The 13194-nt window shown below is 67.5% G+C and carries 9 protein-coding genes and 1 pseudogene; 5 read left to right on the top strand and 5 right to left on the bottom strand.

The window, feature by feature from the left end; all coding sequences use genetic code 11:
* Together sucD and sucC are read right to left on the bottom strand one after the other, a co-directional pair.
* Positions 1-876, bottom strand: a complete 876-nt coding sequence (sucD, locus tag QFW80_RS12485) for a succinate--CoA ligase subunit alpha (RefSeq protein WP_280602306.1) — start codon at positions 874-876, stop codon at positions 1-3.
* Between the two features lie 161 nt (positions 877-1037).
* Positions 1038-2207 (bottom strand): ADP-forming succinate--CoA ligase subunit beta, encoded by a 1170-nt coding sequence (gene sucC / locus QFW80_RS12480; protein ID WP_280602305.1) that lies wholly within the window; start codon positions 2205-2207, stop codon positions 1038-1040.
* Positions 2208-2381: 174 nt separating this feature from the next.
* On the opposite strand from sucC, the gene QFW80_RS12475 reads away from it, so the two are divergent.
* The 5 genes and pseudogenes from QFW80_RS12475 (at position 2382) to QFW80_RS12455 (ending at position 9029) form a co-directional block, all read left to right on the top strand.
* A complete protein-coding gene (locus QFW80_RS12475) occupies positions 2382-4019 on the top strand; it encodes a sensor histidine kinase (protein WP_280602304.1) in 1638 nt (545 codons plus the stop codon).
* A 249-nt stretch (positions 4020-4268) separates the two neighbouring features.
* Positions 4269-5690: a sigma-54-dependent transcriptional regulator gene (locus tag QFW80_RS12470; protein WP_280602303.1), complete on the top strand. Its 1422-nt coding sequence runs from the start codon at positions 4269-4271 to the stop codon at positions 5688-5690.
* A gap of 458 nt (positions 5691-6148) precedes the next feature.
* Positions 6149-6257, top strand: a pseudogene (locus QFW80_RS12465) (prepilin-type N-terminal cleavage/methylation domain-containing protein); the annotation flags it as partial.
* A gap of 443 nt (positions 6258-6700) precedes the next feature.
* Positions 6701-7030: a prepilin-type N-terminal cleavage/methylation domain-containing protein gene (locus QFW80_RS17585; RefSeq protein ID WP_425603573.1), complete on the top strand. Its 330-nt coding sequence runs from the start codon at positions 6701-6703 to the stop codon at positions 7028-7030.
* Between the two features lie 130 nt (positions 7031-7160).
* Positions 7161-9029 (top strand): hypothetical protein, encoded by a 1869-nt coding sequence (locus tag QFW80_RS12455; protein ID WP_280602302.1) that lies wholly within the window; start codon positions 7161-7163, stop codon positions 9027-9029.
* A 25-nt stretch (positions 9030-9054) separates the two neighbouring features.
* On the opposite strand, the gene QFW80_RS12450 is transcribed toward QFW80_RS12455, so the two are convergent.
* Genes QFW80_RS12450 through asnB form a run of 3 tightly spaced genes read right to left on the bottom strand, consistent with a single transcriptional unit; the run spans position 9055 to position 13185 of the window.
* On the bottom strand, positions 9055-10152 hold the full coding sequence (locus QFW80_RS12450; RefSeq protein WP_280602301.1) for a glycosyltransferase family 4 protein: 1098 nt from the start codon (positions 10150-10152) through the stop codon (positions 9055-9057).
* Positions 10152-11273, bottom strand: a complete 1122-nt coding sequence (locus tag QFW80_RS12445) for a glycosyltransferase family 4 protein (protein ID WP_280602300.1) — start codon at positions 11271-11273, stop codon at positions 10152-10154. The genes QFW80_RS12450 and QFW80_RS12445 overlap by 1 nt, the downstream gene beginning before the upstream one ends.
* Before the next feature lie 16 nt (positions 11274-11289).
* Positions 11290-13185, bottom strand: coding sequence for an asparagine synthase (glutamine-hydrolyzing) (gene asnB, locus QFW80_RS12440; protein WP_280602299.1), 1896 nt, complete (start codon positions 13183-13185; stop codon positions 11290-11292).
* Positions 13186-13194: the final 9 nt, after the last annotated feature.

Below are 13194 nucleotides of genomic sequence, written 5' to 3'. Positions count from 1 at the left end.
TCAGCCGTTGAGCCGCTTCGCGATCGCGGCGCCCAGGTCGCCCGGCGACTTCACCGTGGTCACGCCCGCCTTCTCCAGCGCGGCGAACTTGCCCTCGGCCGTGCCCGATCCGCCCGAGGCGATCGCGCCGGCATGGCCCATGCGCTTGCCCTTGGGCGCGGAGGCGCCGGCGATAAAGCCGACCACCGGCTTGGTCACGTACTCGGCGATGAACTCGGCCGCTTCCTCCTCGGCGCTGCCGCCGATCTCGCCGACCAGGATGATGCCCTCGGTCTGCGGATCGTCCTGGAACAGCTTCAGCGCGTCGATGAAGTTGGTGCCGTTGATCGGGTCGCCGCCGATGCCGATGCAGGTCGACTGGCCCAGGCCCGCGTCCGTAGTCTGCTTGACCGCTTCATAGGTCAGCGTGCCCGAGCGCGAGACGATGCCCACCTTGCCGGGCTTGTGGATGTGGCCGGGCATGATGCCGATCTTGCACTCGCCGGGGGTGATCACGCCGGGGCAGTTGGGGCCGATCAGCACCACATCGTCGTAGCCCTTGAGCGCGTTCTTCACCCGCAGCATGTCCAGCACCGGGATGCCCTCGGTGATGCACACGATCACCCGGATGCCGGCGTCGGCCGCTTCGAGGATCGCGTCGGCCGCGAACGGCGGCGGCACGTAGATCACCGACGCGTCGGCGCCGGTCTCGGTGACCGCGTCGCGCACCGTGTTGAAGACCGGCAGGCCGAGGTGTTCGGTGCCGCCCTTGCCGGGGGTCACGCCGCCGACGACCTTGGTGCCGTAGTCGAGCATCTGCTCGGCATGGAAGGTGCCCTGCTGGCCGGTGAAGCCCTGCACGATCACCTTGGTGTTCTTGTTGACCAAAACGGACATTGGATGTTTTTCCTGGATTCCTGTTGGAAGCCCTTCCCCGCCTGCGGGGGAAGGGTCGGGATGGAGGCGCGTTGCATCGTTGCCCCCATCCGCCCTTCGGGCACCTTCCACCCGTGAAGGGCGCAATGCCCCGCGACGCAGGGGAAGGACGTGGATGCGTGTCAGGCGGCCTGCTTGACTGCGGCGACGGCCTTCCTGGCGCCGTCGTTGATGTCGTCGGCCGGGGTGATGGCCAGCCCGCTCTCGCGCAGCAGCTTCTTGCCTTCCTCGACGTTGGTGCCTTCCAGGCGCACGATCACCGGCACCTTGACGTCCACTTCCTTGACCGCGGCGATGATGCCCTCGGCGATCATGTCGCAGCGGACGATGCCGCCGAAGATGTTGACGAAGATCGCCTTCACGTCGTCGTCGGACAGGATCAGCTTGAACGCCTCGGTCACGCGCTCCTTGTTGGCGCCGCCGCCCACGTCCAGGAAGTTGGCCGGCTCGCCGCCTTCCAGCTTGATCACGTCCATGGTCGCCATCGCCAGGCCGGCGCCGTTGACCATGCAGCCGATGTTGCCGTCCATGGTCACGTAGTTGAGGTCGTGCTGGCTGGCCTTGACCTCGGTCTCGTCTTCCTGGCGGATGTCGCGCATGGCGACCAGGTCGGCGTGGCGGAAGCTGGCGTTGTCGTCGGAATTGACCTTGCCGTCGAGCACGGCGAGGTCGCCGTTCTTCAGCACCGCCAGCGGGTTGAGCTCCACCAGCGCCAGGTCCTTGTCGTTGAACAGCCGGTACAGCCCCATCATGATCTTGGTCAGCTGGCCCACCTGCTTGGCGTTGAGGCCGAGTGCGAAGCCCATCTCGCGGCACTGGTAGGGCTGCAGGCCCTGCACGAAGCTCACGTTGAGGGTCTGGATCGCGTCGGGGTTCTCCTCGGCGGTCTTCTCGATCTCGACGCCGCCCTCGCTGGAGGCGATGAAGGTGACCGACTGGGTGCCGCGGTCGACCAGCACCGACAGGTACAGCTCCTGCGCGATGTCGGTGGCCTGGGTGACCAGCACGCTGTCGATCGGCAGCGCGATGCCGGCCGACTGGTAGGTCTCCATTTTGGTGCCGAGCATCGCCTTGGCGTACTCGCGCACCTCGTCGAGCGTGCGGGCGAGCTTGACGCCGCCGGCCTTGCCGCGGCCGCCGGCGTGGATCTGCGCCTTGACGACCCAGAAGTCGCCGCCGATGGCCTTCGCGGCGTCCACCGCCTCATCCGGCGAGCGCGCGACGCGCCCGGCCGGCACTGCGATGCCGTAGTCGGCGAACAACTGCTTGGCCTGGTATTCGTGGAAGTTCATGTGGGGTCCGTGCTGGGGAGGATCGCGTCGCGGCCCGGACCCGGAGGCCAGCTGGCGGCACGCGGCCGCATATTCTCGCCGATGCGCCGCCCGCGGGCAAAGCCGGGCGCCAGGCCCCGCCCCGCCGCCGCTCCATGCCTATACTCCGGGCCCTGTTCCCTGGCGCCGAACCCCTTGGCCGCATCCGCCGCAGCCCACCCCGACCAGACCCAGGCGCTCCGCCGCGAACTGTACCTGTTCGCGCTCTACCGCCTGCTCGAATCGGCCCTGCTGGCACTGATCGTGTTCAGCCCGGCCGGCGCGCTGATCGGCGAGATGCACCTGCCGCAGCTGGCGCAGACGGTCTCGACCACGTTCGTGGTGCTGTCGCTGGTGCTGGTGGCCCATGCCCGGCACCTGATGCAGGCCGGCGGACGGCTGCGCGGCGGCTTCTTCCCGCACGTGGTGGTGGGGCTGGGCGTGGACCTGGCGGTGGTGTTCCTGGCCACCCACGCGATGCCGGGCGCGGGGCCCGGGATCGCGCTGATGTTCGTGTTCAACCTGGCCGCCGGCTCCCTGTTCCTGTCGCTGCCGTGGAGCCTGGCCTTCGCCGGCGGCGCCACCGCGGCGATCGTGGCCGAGCACCTGTGGGACCGGATGGAAGGCCTGGCCGAGCGCCCGCTGGCCGAGGTGCTGATGTTCGCCGTGGCCTACTTCGCGGTGGCCGCGCTGATGCACCACCTCGGGCGGCAGATGCGCGCGGCCCAGCGCCTGGCCGACCAGCGCGGCGCCGAGGCGGCGAACCTGGCGGAGATCAACGAGCTGGTGATCCGGCGCATGCGCACCGGCGTGGTGCTGGTGGACGGCGGCGGCCGCATCCGCATGGCCAACGAGGCCGCGCAGCTGCTGCTGCGCGACGACGACGAGCACGACCACGGCATGCACGGCCGGCCGGTGGCGCAGGCCGCGCCCGAGCTGGCGATGCGCCTGGCGCAGTGGCTGCAGGACGGCCAGCAGGTCGACACGCCGATGGCCTGCGGCCCCGACGGGGCCGAGGTGCTGCCCCGGTTCGCGCGCCTGCTGGCCACCAGCGATGCGACTCTGGTATTCCTCGACGACACCTCGATGCTCTCGCGCCGCGCCGAATCGCTCACCCTGGCGGCGATGGGCCGGTTCTCGGCCAGCCTGGCGCACGAGATCCGCAACCCGCTGGCGGCGATCAGCTACGCCACCCAGCTGCTGGAGGAATCGCACGACCTCAACACCAGCGACCGGCGCCTGCTGCAGATCATCCACCAGCAGTGCCTGCGCACCAATGGCATCGTCGAGAGCGTGCTGGGTCTGGCCCGGCGCGAGCGCGCCAAGCCCGAACGCATCGACCTGGTCACCTTCGCCCGGCACTTCATCGAGGACTACCGGCTGATCGTGCCGGAGGACAACGCGCAGCTGCGCCAGACCGGCGAATGCGTGCAGCTGCCGGTGATGTTCGACCCGCGCCACCTGCAGCAGATCGTCACCGCGCTGGTGAACAACGCCGTGCGCTACGGCCACCTGCCCGGCGAAACCCCGCGCATCTCGCTGCACCTGGAAGAAGAAGACCGCGTGCCGCGCATCAGCGTGCTCGACCGCGGCCCGGGCATTCCGGATGCGGTGGCGGCGCAGCTGTTCCGCCCGTTCTTCACCACCTCCGAGCACGGCACCGGCCTGGGCCTGTACATCGCCCACGAACTGGCCCGCGCCAACGAAGCCGACCTCGAATACGTCGCCGTCCCGGGCGGCGGCGCCTGCTTCCGCCTCACCCTCCCGCCGCAGCACGCTCTCCTGCAGCGCTGACTTCCCAAGGGACCATGCGCCAAGCGCGGATGGGGACCGCCCTGCTGTTCCTTCTCCCGTGTACGGGAGCAGGTGCCGAAGGCGCGAAACGCTCGCACCGTCACCCGACCTCACGCGGGCCAACCTCCAGCCCCACACCCCGCTGCCGTTACCGTCATCGGCACCGGCCAACGCCCCGCACCCCCACCCTCGTCACCCACGTCAAAAACTGTCAATATTGGTCACCTTGCGACCGTCGCCCCCTTTCCAATGAACGAAGCCCGCAGCGCCCTGATCGTCGATGACGAGCACGACATCCGCGAACTGCTGGTGCTGACCCTGGGGCGAATGGGCCTGCGGACCGATACCGCCCCCAACCTGCACGCCGCCCGGCAGATGCTCGGCACCGTCTCCTACGACCTGTGCCTGACCGACATGCGCCTGCCCGACGGCTCCGGCCTGGAACTGGTGAGCGAGATCTCCACCCGCTTCCCGACGACACCGGTGGCCGTGATCACCGCCTACGGCAACGTCGAGGCCGCGGTGGAGGCGCTGAAGGCCGGCGCCTTCGACTTCGTCAGCAAGCCGGTCGACATCAACGTGCTGCGCGGCCTGGTGCGCCAGGCGCTGGACCTCAACACCCGCCGCCTGGCCCAGCCCGAGGAAGCCGGCCGCCTGCTCGGCGCCTCGCCGGCGATGGTCAGCCTGCGCCAGACCATCGGCAAGGTCGGGCGCAGCCAGGCGCCGGTCCACATCAGCGGCGAATCGGGCACCGGCAAGGAGCTGGTGGCGCGCACCATCCACGCCCAGGGCTCGCGCGCGGGCGGGCCGTTCATCCCGGTCAACTGCGGCGCGATTCCCTCCGAGCTGATGGAGAGCGAATTCTTCGGCCACAAGAAGGGCAGCTTCACCGGCGCCACCAGCGACAAGGCCGGCCTGTTCCAGGCTGCCGACGGCGGCACCCTGTTCCTCGACGAAGTGGCCGAGCTGCCGCTGCCGATGCAGGTCAAGCTGCTGCGCGCGATCCAGGAAAAGAGCGTGCGCGCGGTGGGATCGCAGAACGAGGTGCAGGTGGACGTGCGCATCCTCTCGGCCACCCACAAGGACCTCGCCCAGCTGGTGGCCGACGGCACCTTCCGCCACGACCTGTTCTACCGCATCAACGTCATCGGCCTGCACGTGCCCTCGCTGCGCGAACGCGCCGGCGACCTGCCGCTGCTGTCCGAAGCGATCCTCGACCGCCTGGCGCGCGCGATGAAGCGCCAGCCGCCCACGCTGGCCAGCGACGCCGTCGCCGCGCTGGAGGCCTATCGCTTCCCCGGCAACGTGCGCGAGCTGGAGAACATCCTCGAGAGGGCGCTGGCGCTCGCCGACGGCAACACCATCCACGCGGACGACCTCCAACTGCCCGCCGCCGTCGGCGCGCCGTCCGCGCGCCCGGGCCTGCCGTCGTCCGCCCCGGCCACGCATGCGCCTTCGCCCGGCGCACCTGGGCCGGGCGCGGACCCGCGCAACCTCAGCCCCTTCGACACCGCCAGCAGCGCCCTGCCCTCGTACATCGAGGAGATCGAGCGCACCGCCATCCAGCAGGCGCTGCAGGAGAACCGCTACAACAAGACCAAGACCGCGGCGGCGCTGGGCATCACCTTCCGTGCGCTGCGGTACAAGCTGAAGAAGCTCGGGATCGACTGAGGCCGCGGCGGCGATCGGCAGCCGCGCCGGCCTTTGGACCAACCTGACGCTCGCGCCGCTGCGCATCGCCACCGTTCGCGACGATTCCATGGCACTTGGTCACCGCGTGCGCCGCCGGCACCCCGTCGCGCGCATGCCGGGCTGCGCACCGCCGCCGCGACGGGTATCACCCTTTTCGCGATGCGGGAGGGGCACCCTGCGCATTACGTCACTTCACGTCACTTTGTGACGTTCCTCGTCGGGTGAACCCGGTCGCAGAACCAGACTGAACAAAACGGAAACCGTGACCGGAACCTAATATTGGAATTCCCTGCCGCCGGGTTGCCGGCTTGGCACGCATCCTGCGTCAAATCCCTCCGCACGTGCGCTGTTGCACGGCTGCCCACAGGACACGGCAACAGCCGGAACGATGGGGCACGTGAAAGTCGACTTGTTATTCAACCTCTAGGGGATACACCATGAAGAAGATGCAGAAGGGCTTCACGCTCATCGAGCTGATGATCGTCGTCGCGATCATCGCCATCCTGGCCGCCATCGCGCTGCCGGCGTACAACAACTACCGCATTCGTTCGGCTGAGAATGCATGCCTGTCGGAAGCGAAGGCTTACGTGAACTCGTGGCTCTCCGCTTCGGTCTCGGATATGACCATCCCGACGTGGACTCCTTCGGCATGCGATTCCCCGGCCACTGGTCAGCTCTCGACCGCGCAGGTCGCCAGCTTCAGCCCCGCCGACCCGGGCGTTGAAGACACGAGCTGCAATGCCGACACGGCCACCTGCTCGATCAGCCGCTAATTCAGCGGTTACCGCGCTGTTCCAAGAGGCCCCTCGTATGAGGGGCCTTTTTGCTGTGCCTCTGTCGGTAACACCGTTTACCGCGCTCTGGTGCCGTTCGTCAGCTAGCCAGGCTCGCCGTCACAATTTGGGGCTCCGTGCGGCGGGCTCAGTTCCAGTGTGGCCCAACAATTGCGTGCGATCGGGTCGGATATACCGTCGTAGGGGACGACAAATATGGAACGCCATAGCAGAGGCTTCACCCTGATCGAACTGATGATCGTGGTCGCCATCATCGCCATCCTGGCGGCCATTGCCCTGCCGGCCTACAACGCCTATCGGGTTCGTTCGGCAGAGAATGCCTGCCTGGCCGAGGCCAAGAGTTACGCCAGCTTCTCGCTGGCCGCGCTACACCAGAACATGTCGCCGCCGACGCCGATCGTGGGCGCCTGCGCGGAGATCGACACGGCGAGCGACTTGGCTACGCCCATCGACGGCACACCACGTGCGCCCGGCAGCCGGACCACTACGTGCGACATGGGTACCGGTAGCTGCTCCCTTAACTGACTTGCCCCCCCGCGGCCGCGCCCGCATGTGCGCGGCGTACCGCGCACAGGACGCTCGCACAGCGCGATTCCCCACGGAATGCTGCAATTGCCCATAATCGGGCATTCAGGCGCCGAACAAAAAAGCACGCATGCCAATTTCCCGCGGCAGATTCCTGCTGATCGCGCTCGTCGTCGCTCTGCTCGGCGGACTTGCGTTTACGCCTGGGCTTCCGGGCGATTTCGTCTTTGACGACCATCCCAACATCGTCAACAACCGGTCGATCCAGCACGACGAGCCGGGGCTCGCGGGCCTGTATAAGGCCATCGCCACACCGCAGGTCTCGGGCAACATGCGGACCCTGCCCACCGTCACGTTCGCGGTGGACTACTGGCGCGGCGGGGGCGCAGACCCGGCGACCTTTAAGACCACCAACATCCTGATCCACGCGATCACCGCACTGGCCCTGGCCTGGCTATTTCACAGTCTGCTCCTGGCGGGCGGAGTGCCCGCGTCGCGGGCCCATTGGGCCGGGCCCGCGCTGGCACTCGCCTGGGCGCTGCATCCGCTGCAGGTGTCTTCGGTGCTGTACGCGGTTCAGCGGCTGCAGACCATGGGCACGCTGTTCCTCGTGTTCGCGTTGATCGCATACATGCGCGCCCGGCGCGCGCAGGTGGAGGCGCAGCCAGCGCGGACCTGGTGGATGCTCACAGCGCTGCTGTGGGTGCTCGCCATGAGCTGCAAGGAGGACTCCGTCCTGCTTCCCGCCTACGCGCTGGCGCTGGAGCTGACCGTCCTGCGGTTCGCGGCGGCCGACACGAAGACGACCCGGCTGCTGCGCAGGGGTTACCTGGCCGGCGTGCTCGCGGGCGCCGTCCTTTATCTCGTCTGGATCATCCCGAATCACTGGCACTGGGAGGCCTACGGCGGCCGCGACTTCTCCACGCCCGAGCGGCTGCTCACGCAAGGCCGCGTGCTGTGTCTGTACCTGTGGCAGATCCTGCTGCCGCTGCCGGGCCACATGCCGTTCTACTACGACTGGATCCAGCCTTCGCGCAGTCTGCTGCAGCCCTGGACCACGCTCCCGGCGCTCGTGCTGGTGCTGGCATTGCTGGCGACGGCATGGTGGCTGCGCACGCGCCAGCCGCTGCTGTCGCTGGGGCTGCTGCTGTTCTTCAGCGCGCACGTGGTCACCAGCAACGTCATCGGGCTGGAGCTGGCGTTCGAGCACCGTAACCACTTCGCCCTGATCGGTATGGTGCTGGCAGTGGGCAGCCTGCTCGCGCTGCTGTGGCAGCGCCTGCGGCTGTCGACATCCGCCGGCACAACGATCACGGTGACGCTACTGGCCGTCCTGGGATCGGCGACCCTGGTGCGCGCGCACGACTGGCGCAGCAACCTGCACCTGCACGAGGCCAGTACCGCCGCCGCGCCCGGCTCCGCGCGGGCCTGGGTGGCGCTTTGCGCCGAGCGCCTGAGTGCCGGCGGTGGTGCAGTGGCCGACAATCCTCTGCTCGATCAGGCCATCGCAGCCTGCGAAGCCGGAACCGTCTCGGCCCCCTATTCGCTCAACAATTTCGCGCTGCTGATCGCACTCAAGAGCCTGCGCGGCGACGTCACGGCGCGGGACTGGCAGCGCTACCGGCAGCAGATCGAAACCGTCCAGATGAGCTGGGACAACCGCCGCTCGATCCAGATCCTCATCTACCGCTCGCGTAACGGCTTGACGCTGGACAGGCAGGAGATGATCGCGACGATCGCGAGCATCGCCGAACGCGCGGCATTCAGCCCGTTCGAGAATGCCTCGCTCGGCTACTACGTCATGAACGACCTGGGGAAGCCGGACAGCGCTTTGCCGTACTTTGCCAGAGCCATCCAGGAAAGTGCTCGCATCGATCCGTTCCCCCTACACCTAGCCGGCGAGCTCGAGGCGCTGGGCAGACCCGATCTTGCGGCAGCCGTAACCGAGCTTGCGGCCTCACGGCACGAGGCTCCGCAGTCGTCAGGTCGGGCCGACTGAGACGCCCTTAGGAGCCATCCGCTCGTCAGGCCCCCTGAGAGGCGACCAATGCGCGCCTCAGCGACCGGGCGCAATCCTCCCAAGCCGGGGAGTCGACCCGGGGGACCGACGGGCTGGAGAGCTGGCCCGCAATCCTGTCGGCCAGCATCGTCACATCCCCCGGTGCGTACAGGCACTCCGGGTTCCGGGCCAGAATCCGCGCCACGTCTCCAAGCGCCGTCGCCACAACCGGAATGTCCATCGACAGCATCTCATACAGCTTCAAAGGGAAGCAGTAGCGACCGAATGCGGAATCGCGGTTGCACACCACGCCTACGTCGAGCGCCGCCAGAAGATCGGGTACCCTCTGGTGGGCGAGCATGCCAAGGTCAATGACGCGAGGATGGTCGCGCCGTGCGGTCCGGTCGGTCGGGCCGGCATGTACGAGCCACAGCTGTTCGTCGTGGCATGACAGCCTCTCGAACGCGTCGAACAGGTCGCTGATACCGCGGTCGGCAGTCAGCGCGCCGGCGGTACCGATGAGCCGGTCTCCCAGCGGCAGCCCTAGCGAGCTCCTCGAAAGCGCCTTGTCCCGTGGCTGAAACAGCGCGCTGCGGACGCCATTGACCACGGTCGCGACCGGGCAGGATGGCTGATAGGTCGCGCGGACGTAGTCGGCCAGCGAGTCACTGACCACGCTCAGCGCCATTGCCTGACGGCATGCCTGCCGGAAGACCGGCGCAAGTCCCGGCAGCCGCGAGAGGCCGAAGCTCTCATAGTTGTCGTAGAGATCGATGACGCACGGGATGCCGTGGCGCCGCGCCCATCGCTCCGCCAGAACGCACTGCAACATGTCCGAGCTCGCCCAGACCACATCCGGCCTCCATCCTGCCGTGACGTCATCGAGCCAGGCTCCATGGCGAGCAAGTCCGAACGGAAGCGCGTCCAGTGAGCGCCAGTCGACCGCCTTGCCCTCGAAACTTCCCGAATCGGGTCCGCCCCGCCGCCGATAGCTGAGCGCACAGATTCTGACCTCATCCCCCAGCGATGCCAGGCCAAGCGGCAGCTCGTACAGCCGACCGAATCTGTCGCTCACCAGATCCTTGCCGGAGTACTGCCGCTTGCAGACGACCAGGACGCGCATCAAGCCCTCGCCTTGGCCAAGTCATGCAGCAGTTCCAGATTGCGTGCCGCGACTTCCGCGATGCGGAACCGTTGTTCGACCAGCAGCCTCGCCTGCCTGCCCTTCTCCAACCATGCATCGCCCGTCTCCGACAGCATCTCCCGCAGTGCCCGGCTCAAATCGTCCGGGTCGCTGGCGGCGCAGACCCAGCCCGCGCCCTCCTGCACGCTCCGGTCGATGCCCCCACAGGATGTGCACAGAACGGGGAGACCGGCCTCCATCGCTTCAAGCGCCGAGTTGGACATGCCTTCGTAACGCGATGGCAGCACGAACGCATCCGCCTCGGCCAGCCGGGCCCTTACCTCGTCCGTGCCCAGCACGCCACCGAAGCGGACGACGCGGCCGAGCCCATTTGAGGCGACAACGTCTGCAATGTACTGCCGAAGTGGCCCATCGCCATAAAGATCGACGGTGCAGCGACCTTCGACCCCATTCATTCCCCGCAGCGCATCGACCAGGAGATCGAGCCCCTTCTGGTGCTCGAATCGCCCCGTCCACATCAGGCGTCTTGGTTGTCCAACATGCGTACGCGCGATCGGCGGCCTGACGTCGATCCCGTTCGGAATGAAGCTGCGACGCGGCAAGCACAGACCCAAATCATCCAGCTCGCTCGCGATCTCGCGATTGATGAGGTTAATCGCCGCGAGATGCCGATTCATCAGCGCCCCCCACTGTGGCCAGAATGGTACCGACCTCAGGAAGCTGGCATCGCCTTGTCCACGCGCGTTGATGGGAACTGCGAGGATCGGCGAACGCCAAAGATCAAGCCGGCGCGCGAGAGACAGGCTGAGCGCTGCGTCTGCAAGACCGCGACAGTAGGCGATATCGAAGCGCTTTCGATGTCGCCGGGCGAACGCGAGCAGCGATGCCAGGTAGGTAGCGCCCTTCGAGATCCGCCCGAGACCGGCAATGGACCGCAGGCGATGCGTCCTCACCTCCGCGACGCCCAGACGGACCACGCCATCGGGGATGCGAAAGCCGGCGACCTCGACATGGGCGCCCATCAGGCACCACTGCTCCACAAGTCGCGCAGTCTGGTGCTCCGCTCCGCCCATGATCCACGGCGGCAGGTTCGCCAGCACCAGAATGCGGAGAGGGCTAGCCATGACGTCGTGCCCACGCCAAGTAGCTCAGGACTGCCCACATCGCGTACGTGGCATCACGCCTGCCCACCAGGTGTGCTGCCCAGACCTGCTCGACATGCGTGCGCGACGGTAGGAAATCGCCCTTCTCGGAAAGCAGTTCCATGGCCCAAGGCCTGAGCGGCCCGCGCAGCCATTCGCCAATGGGCACGTCAAAACCCTGCTTTCTGCGCTTAGCGACTCCGCCGGGCATGCGGCGCGCAAGCAACCTGCGCAGCCACAGCTTTCCGGTTCCCGCGCCGGCGTGACTGTTTGCTGGAAGCTGCCATGACAAGGCCTGGATCCTCGGGTCAAGGAATGGAACCCGTAGCTCGAGGCCTGCGGACATGCTTGCCCGATCCAGCTTCGTATGGATGCCTTCGGGTAGCCCCAGCATCTGATCCACGAAGCGCATGCGCGCGCCCAGTGCGACAAGGCCCGCAGGCGGGGACGGCATTCCCAGCCTCCTGGCCGCATGCAGGCCAAGAGCGGCGGACTCAGGGAACTGAAGGACGCGGCGGTAGTAATCGTCGAAATCCTCCGCTGCCAGGCGCGCCCCCAGACGTCCGCTCGCACGCGATGCACTTCCCGCCGGCAGCAGGTCCGACAGCCGTCGCAATGTCGAGCCTACGGACGTCCGGCCACGCACCCCCAGTCGTCCCATGACACGCCACCAGGCGATCGCGTCAAGGTGGCGCTGGTAGCCTTCGAAAAGCTCATCGCCCCCATCGCCGGTCAGGGCCACCGGCACCTGCTGACGAATTGCCTCCGACACGAGCACAGCCGGGATCTGCGCCGGATCCGCGAAGGGCTCGTCGTAAATGTCGGGCAGTCGGTCTACCAGCGCCAGGGCCGCGCCGGCAGGGCACCGGACCTCCTCATGCAAGGTGCCAAGCGAGCGCGCCACCGCGGCGGCATGCGCAGCCTCATCGACACCGGGCTCGTCGAAAGCGACAGTGAAGGTTCGCACGCTGCCCGGGGCGCGACGCACCATGCTCGAGACGACGAGCGTCGAATCAACGCCACCGGAAAGCATCGCCGCCACCGGCACATCGGCCTGCATCCGCAGGTCGACCGCGTCGTCGAGCAATGCATCGAGCCGATCAAGCGCCTCAATCCCCGACATGCGTTCATCGGGCGTAGAGGCAGAATCCGCCAGCTCATCGAGGCGCCACCAGCGCTCGAGACGCGCCTTGAACTCATTGGCGGTTGGCGCCCTGCGCTCGTCGCCCGGCCGCAGCGCGAGGCAGCAACCGGCCGGCAATTTGAAGACGCCTGGATGGATGCTCAGCGGCGCCGGCACGTAGCCGAACGTGAGCATCCACGCCAGCGCTTCCTGGTCCACGCCTCCCGCCCATGCGCGATGGGCTCGCAGGGCGCGCAGTTCCGAAGCGAACGCAACGCCACCACCGACCCACCCCACGTAGAGCGGCTTTTCGCCAGTGCTGTCCCTTGCAAGCCAAAGCTCCGACGCCTCCCGGTCCCACGCGGCGATCGCGAACATGCCATTGCAACGTCGCAATGTCTCCACGACCCCGAAGCGGGCAATTGCGTCCACCAGCACTTCCGTGTCGGAGTGACCACGCCACGCAGACGAACGTCCGTCGGAAAGCTGTTCGCGGAGCTGGCGGTGGTTGTAGATCTCGCCGTTGAACGTGACGACCCAACGCCCGTCGGCCGACGACATGGGCTGCGCACCGGCATCACTCAGGTCGACGATGGCCAGACGCCTGTGCGCCAGGCCGATGGGCCCCTCGGGGTTCCAGATGCCGTGCCCGTCCGGCCCACGATGATTGAGGGATCGAGCCGCAGCCAGCAGGAATTGGGAGCGCCCAGATGCCGTCGCCGAAAGGAACCCGCTAATTCCACACATACGCGTCCC

The organism is Luteimonas rhizosphaericola (assembly GCF_029888045.1).
Lineage (GTDB): Bacteria > Pseudomonadota > Gammaproteobacteria > Xanthomonadales > Xanthomonadaceae > Luteimonas > Luteimonas rhizosphaericola.
Note: the sequence above shows the minus strand (reverse complement) of the source record. Positions and strands in the feature narration are given on the sequence as shown.